General features: G+C 72.4%; 13 protein-coding genes and 2 pseudogenes. 7 read left to right on the top strand and 8 right to left on the bottom strand.

Going from position 1 to position 18,128, the window contains the following annotated elements; all coding sequences use genetic code 11:
• Nucleotides 1–36 precede the first annotated feature (36 nt).
• Together cysC and ACGFH9_RS01385 are read right to left on the bottom strand one after the other, a co-directional pair.
• Nucleotides 37–1,566: an adenylyl-sulfate kinase gene (cysC, locus tag ACGFH9_RS01390; protein ID WP_393213619.1), complete on the bottom strand. Its 1,530-nt coding sequence runs from the start codon at nucleotides 1,564–1,566 to the stop codon at nucleotides 37–39.
• A gap of 88 nt (nucleotides 1,567–1,654) precedes the next feature.
• On the bottom strand, nucleotides 1,655–3,169 hold the full coding sequence (locus ACGFH9_RS01385; protein ID WP_393213616.1) for a glycosyltransferase family 2 protein: 1,515 nt from the start codon (nucleotides 3,167–3,169) through the stop codon (nucleotides 1,655–1,657).
• Between the two features lie 225 nt (nucleotides 3,170–3,394).
• Between ACGFH9_RS01385 and ACGFH9_RS01380 the strand changes: the two genes are divergently transcribed.
• From ACGFH9_RS01380 to ACGFH9_RS01360, 5 genes are all read left to right on the top strand, one after another.
• Entirely contained in the window at nucleotides 3,395–4,309 is a 915-nt protein-coding gene (locus tag ACGFH9_RS01380) for an ABC transporter ATP-binding protein (protein WP_393213613.1), read from the top strand.
• The gene (locus tag ACGFH9_RS01375) at nucleotides 4,302–5,204 is read left to right on the top strand and encodes an ABC transporter permease (protein WP_393213610.1); all 903 of its coding nucleotides are present in this window, start codon (nucleotides 4,302–4,304) and stop codon (nucleotides 5,202–5,204) included. Before ACGFH9_RS01380 ends, ACGFH9_RS01375 begins: the two co-directional genes overlap by 8 nt.
• Nucleotides 5,204–6,118 (top strand): ABC transporter ATP-binding protein, encoded by a 915-nt coding sequence (locus ACGFH9_RS01370; protein ID WP_393213607.1) that lies wholly within the window; start codon nucleotides 5,204–5,206, stop codon nucleotides 6,116–6,118. The genes ACGFH9_RS01375 and ACGFH9_RS01370 overlap by 1 nt, the downstream gene beginning before the upstream one ends.
• Nucleotides 6,119–6,185: 67 nt before the next feature.
• Nucleotides 6,186–6,896, top strand: a complete 711-nt coding sequence (locus ACGFH9_RS01365; RefSeq protein WP_355248516.1) for an ABC transporter permease — start codon at nucleotides 6,186–6,188, stop codon at nucleotides 6,894–6,896.
• A 112-nt stretch (nucleotides 6,897–7,008) separates the two neighbouring features.
• Nucleotides 7,009–7,626 (top strand): hypothetical protein, encoded by a 618-nt coding sequence (locus ACGFH9_RS01360; protein WP_393213603.1) that lies wholly within the window; start codon nucleotides 7,009–7,011, stop codon nucleotides 7,624–7,626.
• Between the two features lie 47 nt (nucleotides 7,627–7,673).
• On the opposite strand, the gene valS is transcribed toward ACGFH9_RS01360, so the two are convergent.
• The 5 genes and pseudogenes from valS to ACGFH9_RS01335 all read right to left on the bottom strand — a co-directional run bounded on the left by valS (nucleotide 7,674) and on the right by ACGFH9_RS01335 (nucleotide 16,143).
• Nucleotides 7,674–10,238 carry a valine--tRNA ligase gene (valS, locus tag ACGFH9_RS01355; RefSeq protein WP_393213600.1) on the bottom strand — a complete coding sequence of 855 codons (2,565 nt, stop codon included), beginning with the start codon at nucleotides 10,236–10,238 and terminating at the stop codon, nucleotides 7,674–7,676.
• 56 nt (nucleotides 10,239–10,294) lie between these two features.
• Nucleotides 10,295–12,175, bottom strand: coding sequence for an ABC transporter ATP-binding protein (locus tag ACGFH9_RS01350; RefSeq protein WP_393213597.1), 1,881 nt, complete (start codon nucleotides 12,173–12,175; stop codon nucleotides 10,295–10,297).
• Nucleotides 12,176–12,333: 158 nt separating this feature from the next.
• Nucleotides 12,334–14,127: pseudogene (locus ACGFH9_RS01345) on the bottom strand (ABC transporter ATP-binding protein); the annotation flags it as partial.
• A 37-nt stretch (nucleotides 14,128–14,164) separates the two neighbouring features.
• Complete coding sequence (locus tag ACGFH9_RS01340) at nucleotides 14,165–14,674, bottom strand: methylated-DNA--[protein]-cysteine S-methyltransferase (protein ID WP_393213594.1); 510 nt, start codon at nucleotides 14,672–14,674, stop codon at nucleotides 14,165–14,167.
• On the bottom strand, nucleotides 14,671–16,143 hold the full coding sequence (locus ACGFH9_RS01335) for a DNA-3-methyladenine glycosylase 2 family protein (protein WP_393213591.1): 1,473 nt from the start codon (nucleotides 16,141–16,143) through the stop codon (nucleotides 14,671–14,673). Before ACGFH9_RS01335 ends, ACGFH9_RS01340 begins: the two co-directional genes overlap by 4 nt.
• Before the next feature lie 230 nt (nucleotides 16,144–16,373).
• Here ACGFH9_RS01335 and ACGFH9_RS01330 point away from each other — a divergent pair.
• Together ACGFH9_RS01330 and ACGFH9_RS01325 are read left to right on the top strand one after the other, a co-directional pair.
• A pseudogene (locus ACGFH9_RS01330) lies at nucleotides 16,374–16,850 on the top strand (hypothetical protein); the annotation flags it as partial.
• A 169-nt stretch (nucleotides 16,851–17,019) separates the two neighbouring features.
• Complete coding sequence (locus ACGFH9_RS01325; RefSeq protein ID WP_393213588.1) at nucleotides 17,020–17,754, top strand: Type 1 glutamine amidotransferase-like domain-containing protein; 735 nt, start codon at nucleotides 17,020–17,022, stop codon at nucleotides 17,752–17,754.
• 7 nt (nucleotides 17,755–17,761) lie between these two features.
• On the opposite strand, the gene ACGFH9_RS01320 is transcribed toward ACGFH9_RS01325, so the two are convergent.
• Complete coding sequence (locus ACGFH9_RS01320) at nucleotides 17,762–18,109, bottom strand: hypothetical protein (RefSeq protein WP_393213585.1); 348 nt, start codon at nucleotides 18,107–18,109, stop codon at nucleotides 17,762–17,764.
• Nucleotides 18,110–18,128: the final 19 nt, after the last annotated feature.

The raw sequence follows: 18,128 nt of genomic DNA, 5'->3' as shown, positions 1-18,128 counted from the left end.
CCGGCAGCGGCGGAAGAAAAGGGGTGGTGCGTCGACTCAGGCGGACTGGATCTTCAACTCCACCCAGCCGGTCTCGGTCAGGTGGTCGAGGACGGCCTGCACCGCCTCCGCGACGCTCACATGGGTGGTGTCCAGCACCAGGTCCGCGTCCGTCGGCTCCTCGTATGGGTCGTCGATGCCGGTCATGCCGGTCAGCAGACCGGCACGGGCTCGCGCGTACAGGCCCTTGCGGTCCCGCTGCTCGCACACCTCGAGCGGAGTCGCGACGTGCACCAGCACGAAGCCCGCCCCGGCGGCCAGGGCCATCTCCCGGGCCGTGGCGCGGGCTGCGGCGTACGGGGCGATCGGGCAACAGATGCCCACACCGTGATGCCGGGCGATCTCGGCCGCCACCCAGCCGATCCGGCGGACGTTGAGATCCCGGTCGGCCTTGCTGAAACTGAGCCCGGCGGAGAGCTCCCGGCGTACCACGTCGCCGTCGAGGAGGGTCACCGTCCGGTCGCCGTTCTCCCGCAACGCGTCGGCCAGACCCCGCGCGACGGTGGACTTGCCGGAGCCGGAGAGGCCGGTCAGGAACACCACGAGCCCCCGGTGCCGGCGCGGCGGTCGGGCCCGGGCCAGCTCCTTCGCCACGGCCGGAGGGGTGTGCCACTCGGGCAGCGGGAAACCGCGGTCGAGCAGGTCGTCGATCTCGTCCTGGGTCAGCGCGAGGCGACGGTTACGCGGTGGAATGTCCTCCCGCCAGCGCCACTGCCCGTCGCGGTTGTCGTACGCCAGCTCGCGGGGCACCAGCACCCGCAGACCCGCGCCGGAAAGCATCTCCCCGGTGGAGAGCAGGTGGGTGACCCCGTACGCGGCGGACACCCGGGCCCGCAGCAGAGCGTCGCTGATCTCGTCCCGGCGGTGCGACAACGGCACCCCGACCAGGGTGGCCGGAGGCATCCGGTCCCGGGCGGCGAAGATCGTGCGCACCAGCGCCTCCGGGGCGAGGCCGCCCACACCGCCCTCGCCGATCGGGATCATCACCAGCAGGTGGGCGGCGAGGGTACGGGCGGCGTGTGCGATCTGGGCGAGCTGCGGCCGGTGCAGCGGACGGTCGGCGATGACCCCGAGCACCCGCCCCGGGGGCAGCAGCGCGCGGACCTCCTCGGGGCTGCGGCGCAGCCGTTGGAAGGGACCGTGCGTGCCGTCGCCGAGCCGACGGAGGGCACCGCCCAGGCCCGCGACGCCCTCGCGCACCTGCCAGACGTCCGCCACGTCGAGGGCGGCCGCCGGGGCGCCCTCCCCGTCGGTCAGCACCAGAGCCCGACGGGCTTCGTCGCGCGGGTCGAAGCCCTGCGCCAGCGCGGCCGGCACCTGCAGGGTCACCGGAACCTGCCACGGCGTGCCGTCGGCCAGCCGGCCGCGTCGACTCACCGACACCAGGTCGGCGCGGGTCATGAAGCCGGTCAGGGGGGCGTACGCGCCGGTCAGCAGCAGCTCCAGATCCGCCAGCTCACCGGGACGCGGCGTGTACGCCGGCGCGTCCCGGAGCACCTCGTCGGGCAGCACCCAGCCGTTGCTCATCCACACCCCCCACTCGCTGACCGGCACACAGTTTCGCAGCCGACGGTCGATCGGTCGAGGCCGCCACTCCACGACCCGAGCGGTCGAGTCAGCGTCGTACCCGGCGACCCACCGCCGATCGCAGCCAGTTCCAGACCTTCCGCTCGTCACGGATACGCGGTGCCGCGCCGTCGGCCGGGCAGATGAAGAGCAGCGGCAATCGCGCGTCCTCGGTCCATCCGGCGTTGGTGATCCGTGCCTTGAGGAGCCAACTACCCCGCGTGCGACCACCGTTGAGGGTCCGGAAATCGATCGTGGTGGTGGCGCGGTGCACCAGGTGGACCGTCTCCGCGCCGCCCGGGCCGGCGACCCGCTCGATCTGGAACGTCACCGGCAGGAAGATCTCGTCGCCGGTCTCCCGGCGGCGGGCGACCACGTCCAGACGAGCCTTACGGACCTGCGTGGTGGAGTCGAGCACGTCGGGCGAGATCTCGTCGACCGGGAGTACGAGCACGTCGCGCCCGTCGTCGGCGCGGAAGCCGATCGGGTGGTTCGCGGAGCGCAGTTCGGCGGCCACGCTCACCGTGACGGCGTGCTCTTCCGGCTCGAGCGCGTCGATCCTGCCGTGCCCGGCGATGCCCGCCTCCCAGCGGGCCAACCGCCGAAGGTCCTCGACCCGGCCCCGCTCGACCAGGTAGGCCACGGCCCGCTGCAACGGCGGCAGGCCTGCGGCGACCCCGGGGGCGAACCGCTCCTGAATGATCTTCTGGACCTCGCCGGCGACCTGGTCCACCCAGTCCTCGGGAGCGTCCAACAGCCGCTTGCCGCGCAGCCGGTTGATCATCTCGTTGCGCAGCCACCGCCGGTGCAGCCGGTCGCGCAGCGGCCCCGGCTCGGTGTGGGCGTCGACGACGTCCAGCGCGTCGCGCACGCTCGCGAAGTAGCTCGACGGCTCCAACCGCGCGGCGGTCACGTTGCGGGCATCGGTCCGCTGCGCGTGGTGGTAGCAGGTGTAGTCGGACAGCACGCAGGTGCGGCGGGACGCGAAGTAGGCCCGCACGACCAGGGAATGGTCCTCCAGCCGCCGCTTGCCGCCCTCCGGGAACCGCAGCCCGTGCTCGTTGAGGAAGGAACGGCGGAACAACTTGTGGCAGGTCAGGCTGTCGATCAGCGGGGCGTTCTCCAGCGTGGCGTCGAAGCGGTTCTTGCGGAACAGCTCCCGGGGTACGCCGCGTCCGTGCCCGGCCATCTTGCCGATCACGAGATCCGCGTCGTACGTCTTCGCACAGTCGTAGAGCCGCTCCAGCGCCTCGTCGGCGAACCAGTCGTCGTCGTCGGCGAAGAAGACGTACTCGCCGCGGGCGCGCTCGATGCCGAGGTTGCGCGGGCGCGACGGCCAGCCCGAGTTCTCGATGTGCACAACGTGGATGTGCGGATGCTGGGCGGCGAGCCGGTCCAGCCGCTCACCTGTGTCGTCGGTGGATCCGTCGTCGACGAAGATCGCCTCGAACTCGTCGGACGGCAGTGACTGCCGCAGCAGCGAAGACACCAGCTTCTCGATGTGGGGTCCGCAGTTGTACGCGGGCACCACGACACTCACCTTGGGGACGCCAACCTCGACCATCACGATCCTTCCCGCGTCGGCGGTCGAATATCCCCCGGAACACCGCCCGGTGAACGGGAAGTGAATCGTGCCACCCCGGAGTGGACTTTCCGGCGGCGGGGTCTGACCGAACGCGGGACCGGCGCAAACGTGCGGAGACCCTTAGGGTGTGCCGCGGCGAGGATCAGGGGAGCTCCGGGGGCGCGCCGGTGTCGACCGGGGGCATCGACTCCCTACGCTGGCCCTGTGACACTGATCGCGACCCAGTCGCTCACCAAGACGTACGGAGGTCGGGTCACCGCGCTCACCGACCTCACCGTCGCCGTCGAGCCCGGGGTCATTGGCCTGGTGGGGGCGAATGGCGCCGGAAAATCCACCTTGATCAAGATCCTGCTCGGCCTGATCGCCCCGACCAGTGGTCAGGTCTCGGTGCTCGGCATCGACCCGACCACCGAATCGGCGGCGGTTCGTGCCCGCGTCGGCTACATGCCCGAGCACGACTGCCTCCCACCGGACCTGTCCGCCGCCGAGCTGGTCACCCACCTCGGTCGGATGAGCGGCCTGCCACGCACCGTGGCCCGCGAGCGCGCCTCCGAGGCGCTGCGCCACGTCGGGCTCTACGAGGAGCGCTACCGGCCGGTCGGCGGCTACTCCACGGGCATGAAGCAGCGGGTCAAGCTGGCCCAGGCGCTGGTGCACGACCCCGACCTGCTGCTGCTGGACGAGCCGACAAACGGTCTGGACCCGGCCGGGCGGGACGCCATGCTGGCGCTCGTGCACCGGATCGGCACCGAGTTCGGCATCTCGGTCCTGGTGTGCTCGCATCTGCTGGGTGAGGTGGAGCGCATCTGCGACACGCTGATCGCCATCGACGGCGGGCGCCTGCTACGCGCGGACCACATCTCCGCGATGACCACGGCCACCGACGTGCTGGCCGTGGAGGTCAGCGAGGGCACCGAGGAGTTGGCCGCACGACTCGCCGCGCTCGACCTGCCGGTGGCGCGCGACGGCCGACTGCTGCTCGTACCGCTCGCCGACGACAGCACCTACGACCTGATCCTCGGCGCGGTCGCCGAACTGGACCTGCCGCTGCACCGGCTGGACCAGCGCCGGCACCGGGTGGCCGAACTCTTCGCCACGAGGGAGCTCACCCATGCCTGAGCTGTCATCCGCCGTGCGGCCCACGCCCACCGGCGTCATCCACGACATCGGCTACCAGCGCTACGAGGGTCCTCGACTGGGCCGCCGGCACGTCTTCGGCGCGCTCTACCTGCACGGGCTGCGCGCGATCTTCGGGTTCGGTCGCAGCGCCAAGGCCAAGATCTTCCCGTGGTTGGTGATCGGCATCGTCACCCTGGTCGCGGTGGCCCTGGCCGCCGTACGCAGCCAGCTCGGTGAGTCGGTCGCCACGTACGCCCAGTTCGCCGACGCGATGAGCTGGCTGGTCCTGTTCTTCGTCGCGGTGGCCGCGCCGGAGCTGGTCTCCCGGGACCTGCGCAGTGGTGTGCTGCCGCTGTACTTCTCCCGCCCGCTGCCGCGCGCCGACTACGCGCTCGCCAAGTTGCTGGCGCTGGTCACCGGCCTCTGGCTGCTGCTCGGTGGGCCGCAACTGGTGATGTTCCTGGGTGCCGCGTTCACCACCAAGGACGGGCTGCGTGGCGTCTGGAACGAGCTGCTCGACCTGCTCCCCGGGCTGCTCTACGCCGGGTTGTGGGCGGTGGTCTTCGCCTCGGTCGGCCTGCTGGTCGCGTCCATGACCGGCAAGCGCGCGTTCGCCGCCGGTGGCGTGGTCGCGGTCTTCCTGATGACCACCCCGATCGTGGGCGTGCTGAGCATCCTGCCGTCCCGTGCGGCGAACGAGCTGGCGGGGCTGGCCTCGCCCTCCACCCTGGTGCAGGGGGTGGGCATCTGGTCGCTCGGTGACCTGCTGGTCCCCGACAACCAGGGCGGCCCGTCGATCGGTGGATTCGGCCCGGTCTACGCCCTGGTCGCGGTGCTGCTGGTCGCCGGCGCGACCGCCCTCCTGCTGGCCCGCTACCGGAAGGTCGCCTCCTGATGAGCAGCACGCTGAGCCTGACCGGGGTGTCCCGGTGGTACGGCAACGTGGTGGCCGTCAACGACATCAGCATGACCCTCGGCCCCGGGGTGACCGGTCTGCTCGGCCCGAACGGCGCCGGCAAGACCACGCTGCTGCACATGATGGCCGGATTCCTCTCCCCGTCACGGGGCACGGTGACCCTCGACGACGAGCCGACCTGGCGCAACCCCGACGTCTACCGTCGGCTGGGCCTGGTCAGCGAGCGGGAGGCGGTGCAGAGCTTCCTCACCGCGTACGAGTTCGTGCTCGCCAGCGCCAAGCTGCACCGGCTGGCCGATCCGGCGGCGGCGGCCCGACGGGCCATCGACCTGGTGGAGCTGGAGTCGGCGCAGGACCGCCGGATCGGCACGTACTCCAAGGGCATGCGCCAGCGTGCCCGGGTGGCCGCCGCGCTGGTGCACGACCCGCAGGTGCTGCTGCTCGACGAGCCGTTCAACGGGATGGACCCGCGCCAGCGGCTGCACATGATGGAGTTGCTGCACTCCCTGGGCGACTCCGGGCGGACGATCCTGTTCAGCTCGCACATCCTGGAGGAGGTCGAGCAGGTCTCCGGCACGGTGCAGGTGATGGTGGCGGGTCGGTTGGCCGCCTCCGGCGACTTCCGGACCATCCGTCGGCTCATGACCAACCGGCCGCACGTCTTCGCGGTGCGCTCCACCGACGATCGGGCGCTTGCCGTCGCGCTGATCGCCGAGGCGTCGGTGAGCGGTGTCGAGCTGGACCGTAGCGGCCTGACCGTGCGCGCCGGCGACTACGGCGCCTTCACCCGGGCGCTGCCCCGGATCGCCCTGCAGAAGGGCATCCGGGTGCGTCAGCTGGTGCCGTCCGACGAGTCCCTGGAGAGCGTCTTCTCCTACCTCGTGGAGGCCTGACCCGTGAGTGCGAGGAGTGAACGAGCGCAGCGAGTGAGCCCCGCAGTCACGAACGAAGGAAGATGACATGTCGACCATTACCTGGATCACCGCGCGCGGGCTGTTCGGCCGGCGTCGGTTCCTGCTGCTGCTTCCCCTGCCGTTGGTCATGCTCGGCCTGGCCGTCCTCTGCCGTTCGTTGGGTGTGGACCCGCGCGAGTGGGGTCCGCCGGTGCTGGTCGGCCTCGGCCTGGCGGTGGTACTGCCGGTCGTGGCCCTGATCATCGGCACGGGCGTGCTGGGCGCGGAGATCGACGACGGCACGGTGGTGCACATCCTCACCAAGCCGTTGCCGCGCTGGCAGATCGTGCTGCCGAAGCTCGCGGTCGCCGCCGGGGTGAGCGCGGCCACCGTCGCGGTGCCGCTCTACGTCGCGGGCGTGCTTGCCGATTCGGTACGCCTCGGACTGGCGCTCGCCGCCGCGTCGGCGCTCGGCGCGCTGGCGTACTCGGCGCTGTTCCTCGCGCTCAGCCTCGTCACCCGGCGTCCGGTGCTGCTCGGTCTCGTCTACGTGCTGATCTGGGAGGGGTTGCTGGGCAACTTCGTCAGCGGCACGAAGGTGCTCTCCATCCAGCAGTACGTGATCGCCCTCGCCGACCGGCTCGCTCCGAGCGGGCTGCTGGAGGCCAGCGTGTCGGTACCGGTCGCCGCGGTGATGACCGCGCTGGTGAGCGTCGGCTTCACCGTGCTGGCGATCGACCGCCTGCGTTCGTTCAGCGTGGCCGGCGAGACGAGCTGAGGGCGGTACGGGTGCGGCCAGCCCTCCGGCGACGGGTAGGGCTGGCCGGATGGACCGGGCCGCGACCAGGGCCGAGGCTGGTGGAGTGAGTGTCGAAGCGGAGCGTAGACCATTGGCTGACCAGTACTCGCGGAGCAGCCGGCCCTGGCTGACCAGTCTGGCCGTCGCCGGGTTGGCGTCCGCGACGGTCGCGACGGCCGCCCAGGGCAGCGGTCGGTTCCACTGGTGGGCCGGCTTCATCCTGATCCCGGCCGCGTTGATCGCGGCCAGCGGCGGGCCACTGCTGGCGCGCGGCGGCGGTCGTGCCTTCGCCGGTTACGTCGTCGCGTGCGTCGGAACGCTGGCGTTCGTGGTGGGTGCGCTGTTGATGTTCGGGGCGATGGGGAAGGGCTGGCCGCTGATGGTGGTGCTGCCCTGCCTGGCGGTCGCCGGCACGTACGGCTGGCGGGCGGCACACCCTCTGGCCCGTGGTCTGCACCGGGCGGTGGCGCTGCTGGCGCTCACCGGCGCGCTGCTCGGTGTGACCCTGCAACTGATCCACCTCCGGGTGATCCACCTGGAGACGGGCTGGTGGGGCGCGTTCATGATGCTGGCCGGTGTGATCGTGCTGGGTAACGCGGGCGAGCTGACCCGGCACCGGATGCCGTACCGGCTCCAGGCGATCACCCTGCTGGTCGGGCCGTCCGTGGTGGCCATCCTGCTCGGCCTGCGCTTCCTGCGCGGCTGGTGAGGGCCGGTCCGCCGCCGCCCCCGGGGGGGGGCGGCGGCGGACTCCGGTCAGAAGGCGCAGGCGATCACGAGTTCCGGGGTGCGGTCCGGCAGGAGGTCGAGCTTGCCGATCCGTCCGGCCGCCCGCAGGTCGTCGGCGACGAGGGTGAGCTGCTCCAACAGTGCCGCCGGGCCCAGCGCCTCGGCCAGCGGCACCTCCGCCTTCATCGACAGTTTCCGCTCCGACTTGGCCCGCCGCACCTGCCCCAACGCGTCACCGGCCAGCTGCAGCAGCGCGGGCTCGCCCGTCCCCTCGATCGTGCGGGCCACCTCGTAGGTGGTCGGCCAGGGCGCACGGTGCACCGACCCGTACCGCCACCACGACCAGATCTCCTCCGTGACGTACGGCAGCACCGGGGCGAACAGCCGCAACTGCACCGACAGCGCCGAGGCCAGCGCCGCTCGCGCCGAGTCGGCCGCCGCTCCGGTGCCGTACGCCCGTTCCTTGACCAACTCGATGTAGTCGTCGCAGAACCGCCAGAAGAACGCCTCGGTGGCCTGTAGGGCGGCCGTGTGGTCGTACCCGTCGAAGGCCCTGCTCGCGGCGCTGACCACCGTGCCCAGTTCGGCGAGCATGGCCCGGTCGAGCGGGGCGGTCGCCACCGCGCGCAGCGCTTCCGCGGCGCCCAGGCCGAGCGCGAACTTCGACGCGTTGAGCAGTTTGGTGGCCAGCCGGCGGCCCACCTTGATCTGCGCCGGGTCGAAGGCCAGGTCCATGCCGGGCTTGCCGCTGGCCGCCCAGTAGCGCACCGCGTCCGAGCCGTGCTGCTCCAGCAGCGCGAGCGGGGTGACCACGTTCCCCTTGGACTTGGCCATCTTCTTGTGGTCCGGGTCGAGGATCCAGCCCGACAGCACGGTGTCCCGCCAGGGCAGCACCCCGTGCTCGAAGTGCGACCGGACCACGCTGTCGAACAGCCAGGTCCGGATGATCTCCTGTCCCTGCGGGCGGAGGTCCATCGGAAAGACCCGCGCGAACAGATCGGGGTCGGTCTCCCAGCCGCCGACGATCTGCGGGGTCAGCGACGACGTCGCCCAGGTGTCCAGCACGTCCGGGTCGCCGATGAAACCGCCCGGTCGGCCGCGCTGCGACTCGTCGAAGCCGGGCGCCGGGTCACTGGACGGGTCGACCGGCAGCGCCGACTCGTCCGGCGTGAGAGGGTGGGCCCAGTCCGGTTCGCCAGTGTCGTCGAGCCGGTACCACACCGGCACCGGCACTCCGAAGAAGCGCTGCCGGCTCACCAGCCAGTCACCGGTCAGGCCGCCCACCCAGTTGTCGTAGCGGTGCTTCATGTGCGCCGGCACCCAGTGCAGTTCCGCGCCCCGGGCCAGCAGCGTCGCCCGCAGGTCGGCGTCGCGTCCGCCGTTGCGCAGGTACCACTGCCGGGTCGAGACGATCTCCAGTGGCCGGTCACCGCGTTCGTAGAACTTCACCGGATGGGTCACCGGACGCGGCTCGCCGACCAGGTCACCCGCGTCGGCCAGCATCCCGACGATCTGCCGCCGGGCCCCGTTGACGGTCTGCCCGGCCAGCGCCGCGTACGGCCCCGCGGGCACACCGGCCGGCGGCTCCGGAACCAGCCGGCCGTCGCGGCCCACGACCACCCGGGTGTCGAGGTCGAGATCCCGCCACCAGGTCACGTCGGCGAGGTCGCCGAACGTGCAGACCATCGCCACGCCGGTGCCCTTCGCGGGATCGGCGAGCGGATGGGCACGCACCGGCACCTCGACGTCGAACAGCGGGCTGCGCACGGTCGCGCCCACCAGGTCGGCGTACCGCTCGTCGTCGGGGTGGCAGACCAGCGCGACGCACGCCGGCAGCAGCTCCGGCCGGGTGGTGTCGATGAGCACGTCGCGCCCACCGGGCCCGACGAACCGCAGCCGGTGGTAGGCGCCGGGACGTTCCCGGTCCTCCAACTCGGCCTGCGCGACCGCGGTGGCGAAGCCGACGTCCCACAGCGTCGGCGCCTCCGCCTGGTACGCCTCACCCCGGCGCAGGTTGCGCACGAACGCCCGCTGGCTGGTGGCGCGGGCCATCGGACCGATCGTCGTGTACGTCAGGGACCAGTCCACCGAGAGCCCGAGCCGCCGCCAGAGGGCCTCGAAGACCTGCTCGTCGGCGACCGTCAGCCGCTCGCACAACTCGATGAAGTTGCGCCGCGAGATCGGCGTCGGATCGCGGCGTGCGGCGTCGTCGACAGGGGTGGCCGGGGGCCGCCACACCGGGTCGTACGCCAACGCCGGATCGCAGCGCACCCCGTACACGTTCTGCACGCGACGTTCGGTGGGCAGCCCGTTGTCGTCCCAGCCGATGGGGTAGAAGACCGCCTTGCCGCGCATCCGCTGGTAACGCGCGACGGTATCGGTGTGCGTGTACGAGAAGACGTGCCCCATGTGCAGCTCGCCCGATACGGTCGGCGGCGGCGTGTCGATGGAGTACACGTCGGCCCGCTTCTTCGAACGGTCGAACGCGTACGTGCCCTCCTCCTGCCAGCGCTGCGCCCAGCGCTCCTCGAGCCCGTCCAGACTGGGACGCTCGGGAACGCCGGCGCGGGCCGTCCTCGCCGTATGGGTCATCTGCCGATCGTAGGCATCAGCAGGGTGCCGGGCCACGGAGTTGCGTATCGCCGGTCCTACACGAGCGAGTCGCGCCACTGTCGGTGCAGGGCCGCGTACCGGCCGCCGGACCCGACCAGCACGGCCGGCGGGCCGTCCTCGACGACCTGCCCGTCGTCGACGACGAGCACCCGTTCGGCGGTTTCCACAGTGGAGAGGCGGTGTGCGATCACCAGCGCCGTCCGGTCCCGCAGGATGGTGCCGAGCGCCCGCTGCACCAGCCGTTCCGTCGGCACGTCCAGCGACGACGTCGCCTCGTCGAGGATCAGCACGGTCGGGTCGGCCAGGAACGCCCGGGCGAACGCGACCAGTTGCCGCTGCCCGGCGGAGAGCCGGCCGCCGCGTCGGTGCACCTGCGTGGCGTACCCGTCGGGCAGCGCGGCGATGAAGTCGTGCGCGCCGATCGCCTCTGCGGCGGCCCGCACCTCGGCGTCGTCGGCGCCCGGCCGGCCGAACCGGATGTTCTCCGCCACCGTGCCGCTGAACAGGTGGTTCTCCTGGGTCACGAGCACCACGGCGCGGCGCAGGTCGGCGTCGCGCACCGCGCGCAGGTCGATCCCGTCCAGCAGGACCGTGCCGGTGTCCGGGTCGTGGAACCGGGCCACCAGCTTGGCGATCGTCGACTTGCCCGCCCCGGTCGGCCCGATCAGCGCGACCGTCTGCCCGGCCGGCACCCGCAGGTGCAACCCGGCGAGGATGGGCGTGTCGGCACGGTAGCCGAACGAGACGTCCCGGAAGGTCAGCTCGCCGTGACCGGGACCGCGGGGCAGCGGCACCGGCCGGGCCGGTTCGGCGACGGAGGGCCGCTCGTCGAGCACCCCGGCCAGCTTCTCCAGCGCCGCCGTCGCCGACTGCAACGAGTTGTAGAACTGGCTCAGCTCCTGCATCGGCTCGAAGAAGCGCCGTAGGTAGAGCAGGAACGCGGCGAGCACCCCCACCTCGGTCCGCCCGCCGAGCACCCGCCATCCGCCATAGCAGAGCACGACCGCGACGGTCACGTTGCCGACCAACTTGATCGCCGGCGAGTATGTGGCGATCAGCCGGAACGCGTCCAGGCTGGCGCGCCGGTAGTCGTCCCCGAGCGTCACGAAGATCCGCTGGTTGCGGGGCTCCCGGCGGAACGTCTGCACCGCGCGGATGCCCCGCATCGATTCGACGAAGTGCACGATGACCAGCGCGACGGCTTCCCTGGTCCGCCGGTAGGCGGTGGCCGACGCCCGTGCGAACCAACGCGAGAGACAGAACAGGAACGGGAACGCGAGCAGCGTCACCGCGGCCAACGGCAGGTCCAGCCAGAGCAGGATGGCGGCCACCGACAGGATCGACAGCGCGGCCAGCACCAGGCTGTCGATCCCACCGTCGACCAGTTCGGCGATGGAGTCCAGGTCGCTGGTCAGGCGGGACACCATCCGGCCCGACGTGTACCGCTCGTGGAAGCCCACGGACAGTCGCAGGAAGTGCCCGAACACCCGCTGCCGCAGGTCCAGCAGGACGGCCTGGCCGATGCGGGCGGAGAGGGTGAGGAAGCCGCGCCGGGCCGCGTACTCCGTCACGGTGGCGACGACGAACGCCCCGGCGACGGCGACAATCGGGGTGGGGTCTCCGGCGCGCAGCGGGGCGATGGCCCGGTCGATGCCGACCATCACCAGGTAGGGGCCGGCCATCGCGGCGGCGTTCTGCGCCAGCAGCAGGCCGACCGCCGCGGCGAGTCGCCCCCGGTGCGGGCGCAGCAGGTCGGCCAGCAGGGCACGGCTGTGTCGGCGCAGCCGGGCGACCGCCTCCGGTGTGCTCTCCTCGGCCCGACTCCGGTCGGCCTCCGGGTCGGTGGCCGTTCCCCGCCATCGGGTCAGCTCCGGCCCCCTCTCGGAAGGCGGGTCGACCTGCTCCGGGGAGGTCACGAGCGCACCAACCCCCAGCCGTCCGATGCGGACGCGCCGGGCCCCGCCGGCCCGGTGCGCCCGGGTTCGGTACCGCCCGCGCGGGCGGCGGCCGATTGAGCGGCGGTCGATTGCGGCGGAGCCGGTTGCGCGGGGGGTGGTTCCGCGGCGCCGGCGGATGCCGGTCGTGCCGGTGCTGGCTCGGCGGCGAGCAACGCGCGGTAGGCGGGCACGTCGGCGAGCAGTTCCGAGTGCCGGCCGATCGCGGTGATCCGTCCACCGTCGAGCAGGGCCACACGGTCGGCCAACGCGATCGTCGACGGCCGGTGCACCACCAGGAGCGCGGTGCTGGCACGCAACACCTGGCGCAGCGCCGCCTCGACCAGCGCCTCGGTGTGCACGTCGAGGGCGGACAGCGGGTCGTCGAGCACCAGCAGCGCCGGGCGACCGAGCACCGCCCGCGCCAGCGCCAGCCGCTGCCGCTGACCGCCGGAGAGGGACAACCCCTGCTCACCCACCCGGGTGGCCAGACCCCACGGCAGGTCGTACGCGAAGTCGGCCTGCGCCAGCGCGAGGGCCGCGCGGACCTCGTCGTCGCCGGCGTCCGGGTGGCCCAGGGTGAGGTTCTCCCAGACCGACATGGAGAAGAGGGTGGGTTCCTCGAACGCCACCCCGACCAGTCGGCGCAGCGAGGCCAGCCGCAGTTCGCGCAGGTCGTGCCCGTCGAGGGTGATCCGGCCGCCGGTCACCTCGTGCAGTCGGGGCACCAGGGAGAGCAGCGTGCTCTTGCCGCAGCCGGTGGCCCCGACCAGGGCGAGCGTCTCACCCGGCTCGATGGTCAGGTCGATCTCGTGCAGGACGCCCGTCGCGGCGCCGGGGTAACGGAAGGCGACCCGCTCGAAGCGGAGCCGGCCCTGCACCGCGTCGCGGGTCAACGCGAGCGCGTCGGGAGCGTCCACGATCTGCGGCGGAGTGTCCAGCACCTCCTGGACACGGTCCGCGGCGGTGGCCGCCTCCTGGCCGTTGGCGATGATCCAGCCCAGTGACTGCACCGGCCAGATGAGCATCAGTTGGAGGCTGGCGAACGCCACCAGTTCGCCGATGGTGAGCACCCCGCGCGCGGCGGCTGCCGCCCCGGCCACCAGCACCACGCCCAGAGTCAGGTTGGGCACCAGGTCGAGCAGCGCCGCGGTGTTCGCCAGGAGTCGACCCTTGCCCACCCCGGTGTCGTGCAGCGTGCGGGCCCCGTCGGCGAAGCGGGCGGCCAGCTCCGGCCCCCGCCCGTACGCCTTCATGGTGCGCAGGCCCTGCGCGGTCTCCTCGACAAGCGTCGCCACATCGCCCTGCTGGTCCTGCATCCGTCGGGACGCAATGTGGTAGTGCCGACCGAACCGGCGGGTGATCAGCAGCAGGGGCACCGCGCTGGCCGCGACCAGCAGCCCGAGTGCCGCGTGCAGGTGGATCAGCAGCAGTACCACCACCACGTAGGTGGTCAGGTTGAGCACCAGGAAGAAGACACCGAACGACAGGAACCGGCGGATCACCGACAGGTCGCTGGTGATCCGGGAGAGCAGTTGGCCGGACTGCCAGCGGTCGTGGAAACTGGCCGGCAGCCGCTGCAGGTGCGCGTAGACGTCGGCGCGTAGCGCGGCCTCCATCCCGACCGCCGAGGACGACTGCACCCACCGGCGGATGAAGATGAGCACCGCCTCGACCACGCCGAGCAGCAGCGCCAGGCCGCCGAGCTGGAGCAGACCGGCGGGGTCGTGGCGGGCCACCGGCCCGTCCACCACCCGCTGCACCACCAGGGGTACGGCGATCCCGGCGGCCGTGCCGGCCAGCCCGGCGACCAGCAACCAGGCGAACTCGGTGGAGTACGGGCGCAGGTAGCGGCGTAGCCGCCAGAGGTTGTGCACGGGGTGGCGGCCCGCGGCGACCCGGGCGGCCCGGTCGCCGTCGCTCTCCACAGGCACTACCCGACGGTAGCGTCATTGGGTGCCCGTGTAGTTGTCAGCTTGCCGTCAACCGCCGCTCATGACCGAGAAGCCACTTCTTCACGTCCAGCCCCCAGCGGTAGCCGCCGAGGCTCCCGTCGGTCCGCAGCACCCGGTGGCAGGGCACGAAGAGCGCCGCGGCGTTGCGCGCGCAGGCGGCCGCCGCGGCCCGCACCGCCGGTGGCCGGCCGGCCAGCGCCGCGTATCCCGTGTAGGTGACCGGGGCGCCCGGCGGGACGTCCCGCAGCACCCGCCAGGCGTGCGCCATGAACTCGCCGCCGGTGTGCTGCCGTACCGGCACCGTGTCGATGGCGGTGAGGTCCCCGTCCAGGTAGGACCGGACGGCCCCGGTGGTCGGTCCGAGGTCGGCGCGTTGCCGTACCGAAGCCCGCAGGGTCGGGTGGATCAGGGGCAGCAGAGCCTCGGCGTCCGGGGTGAAACCGGCCGCCAGGACCTGACCGTCGCTGTCGGCGAGGATGCTGAGTGGGCCGGTCGGAGTGGTCAGTACGGCGCTGTCGATGTTCATGCCGCTCTCCAGAGTCTGATCGTGGCGTAGGACCGCCAGGGGCGCCACCGTTCGGCGTGCGCGTGGAGGGTGTCCTCGGGCAGGCCGAGCGCTGCTGCGCCCCGGCGGATCGCGAGGTCGGTGTCGAGGAGGACGTCCGGGTCGCCGAGGGCCCGCATGGCGAGGTAGCTGGCGGTCCACGGGCCGATGCCGGGCAACGCGAGCAGCCGCCGCGCGGTCTCCTCCCGGTCCCCGCCCGGCGCCAGGTCCACAGTCCCGTCCAGGACGGCGCGGGCAAGCCCGAGAATGGTCTCCCGCCGCCGCACCGGCATCCCGAAAGCGCCCTCCGGCACCCCCAAGACCTCCTCCGGCGTGAGAAACCCCCGCAGCTCACTGCGTTGATCATGAAGTTGTTGTCGCGACACGCCGTCCTCGGTGGCAACAACTTCATGATCGGCACGGCTGGACAGGAGGCGGGTCAGTGTGGTGCGGGCGGAACCCACCGAGACCTGCTGGCCCACGATCGCGCGTACGGCCATCTCGAAGCCGTCCACCGCACGGGGGACGCGGATGCCGGGCTCGGCGGCCACCGCCGGGGCCAGGGCCGGGTCCGCCGCCAGCGTGGCGTCGACGGCCTCCGGGTCCGCGTCCAGGTCGAGAAGCCGGCGGCAGCGCGCCACCGCCGGCGCGAGGTCGCGGAGGTCGGTCAGGCGCAGCGTCGCCGAGACGTGCCCGTCCGCCGGGGTCAGGGCCACCTGGCCGGGGCCGTGCGGCAACCGCAACCCCCGGTGGTACGTCCCGTCGCGTACCTCCTCCACAGCGGGCAGCGCGCGCACCGCGAGGAAGTCCAGCAGAGCGCGGGCGTGCAACGGCGGACGGTACGCCAGCCGGAGCGTGATCGTCCCCGCCCCGACCGCCGCCAGGTGTCGGCCGCGCGCCGTCCGCAGCTCGGAGGGGGCGGTCGCGTACACCTCGCGGACCGTGTCGTTGAACTGCCGCACACTGCCGAAGCCGGCGGCGAACGCGATCTCGGCCATTCCCAGGCCCGTCGTCTCGATCAGGATCCGGGCGGTCTGTGCGCGCTGTGCACGGGCCAGCGCAAGTGGTCCGGCGCCCATCTCGGCGCGCAGCATCCGGTGCAGGTGCCGCTCGGTGTAGCCCAGGCGGGCAGCCAGCCCCGGTACGCCGTCCCGGTCGACCACCCCGTCGGCGATCAGGCGCATCGCCCGGCCCACCACGTCGGCGCGGACGTCCCACTGGGGCGAGCCGGGCGCGGCGTCCGGGCGGCAGCGGCGGCAGGCACGCAACCCGGCGCCCTGTGCGGCGGCGGCCGACGGAAAGAACCGGACGTTCTGCCGCTTGGGGGTGACCGCCGGGCAGGACGGCCGGCAGTAGATCCCCGTCGACGTCACACCGGTGTAGAACCAGCCGTCGAACCGCTGGTCACGACTGTCCACCGCCCGGTAGCACCGCTCGAAGTCCATCTCCACATCACCGATGATGCCCCGCTGGCAGAGCCCTCGGCTGGCGGGATTCGGACCTGACAGCCCGCCCCCATTCCGCGCGCGGTGATCAAGAGGTTCGCGTCACGACACGCCGTGCCGCGTGACGCGAAGCTCTTGATCACCAGGGGAAAGAGGGCGGGGTGGGGGATTTCCGCCCGGAAGTGTCGGTCCCGCCGGGTAGCGTCGCGCCACCAACTCAAGAAGGGGGGGCGGCGATGACGAGCGTTGCGGGTTGGGTGGCGGCGTCGACACAGGGCTCGTTCCCTCCGTTGCCCCGCGCGGTGGCGCAGTCCTTCTACCGCCGGATGCGGGCCGTCGCGCCGGCCGCCGTGGGCGCCATCGAGCGGGACCGGTCCGCCGACGAGGCGGAGCCGTTCGTCGACACCGCCTGCGGTCGGCTGGTCCGGTCGCTCGACGACGCGGGCCTGCGCGCGCTCGGCATGTGGACGCATCACTGGTGCATGCGCTTCTACGACGACGACACGACAGTCGGCCGGCGGCTCATCGGTGAGATCGCCGCCCGCCCGGGGCTCGGCTGGACGGCCGACGAGGTGCGCTGGATGCTGCGCGAGTCGGTCTCCGCCGGCCCGGCGGCAGCGGACCAGTTCACCCTGCCCCGCGCCGCTGCCGCTCAACTGCCCGCGACCGAGCGGCCGTTCGACGACCTGCCCCCCGGGGAGGTCGAGCCTCGCGCCGGAGCCACCGCGGCGAGGTGCCGGCCCGACGCGCAGACGATCTCTCCCGGGGCGCCGAGCACCGCCGACCCGACCGGCGGGCAGCCCGCCCACATTCCCCGCCAGCGCCGGGCCGGCTGAGCGCGGCAGGATGGTACGGCGTACCGCGCCGACGGAAGGATCTCCCATGCCCGCCAGTGAACCCACAATCCTCGCCACCAGCATGGGCTTCTTCCGAGGTGACCGAGGGCCCGCCGATCTGCGTCCCGGCCCGATCTTCGAGTTGGCCGCCGAGTTGGCCGAGGCCGGGCCACAGCCGCGGATCTGCTACCTCGGGCAGGCCGTCGGCGACCAGCCCACCTCGTTCACGGCCGTCTACGGAGCGTTCGCCGACACGCGGTTCCACCTGTCCCACCTCGCGCTGTTCCCGATGCCGAACGTCGACGACGTCCGCGCCCACCTGCTCGCCCAGGACGTGATCTGGGTCGGCGGCGGCAGCGTCGCCAACCTCGTCGCGGTGTGGCGGGTGCACGGGCTCGACGAGATCCTGCACGAGTGCTGGCAGGCCGGGGTGGTGTTGGCGGGCGTCTCGGCCGGTTCGATCTGCTGGCACGTAGGCGGTGCCACCGACAGCTTCGGTCCCCGCCTGCGGGGCTACACGGAGGCGCTGGGCTGGCTGCCGTACGGCAACGGCGTGCACTACGACAGCGAGGCCCAGCGCCGACCGTTGATGCACGGGCTGGTCGGCGACGGGACGCTACCGACCAGCCACTGCACCGACGACGGGGTCGGCCTCGTCTACCGGGGGACCCGGCTCGTCGAGGCGGTCGCCGACCGCGAGGGTGTCTCGGCGTACGAGGTGAGTCGCAGCGCGGACGGCAGTGTGCGGGAGGCGGTCATCGCGCCCCGCCTGCTTCGCTGAGCGTCGGTCAGACCCGATCCTCGAACGCGGCGCACACGGTCGCCCGCACCTGCGGCCCCTTGATGGATCGCAGCAGCTCCCGGGCGAGGGCGATCTGGTGCGCCTCGTCGACCGCCCTGTCCATCGGGGTCAGCTCCACCCGCCACCGGAAGTAGAGGTAGTCGTCCTCGTCGGTGGCGGCGAGCCGCGGGTCGGCGTCCTCGTTGGGGTTGATCTCCAGCAGGTTGCCCCGCACGTCCACCGAGTCCCGGCGGTAGGGCACCGCGTCGGGCAGCCGGGTGCGGATCAGGTCGAGCAGCTCCGCCGCCGTCAACGGGCCGTCGACCATGATGAGGAACTGCAACGTCGTCTGCACGTGTGCCACCTTGCCAGAT

Origin of the sequence: Micromonospora sp. NPDC049102 (assembly GCF_043197485.1) — a bacterium.
In the GTDB taxonomy this organism is placed as follows: domain Bacteria; phylum Actinomycetota; class Actinomycetes; order Mycobacteriales; family Micromonosporaceae; genus Micromonospora.
This window is presented reverse-complemented; position numbering and strand designations above follow the sequence as displayed.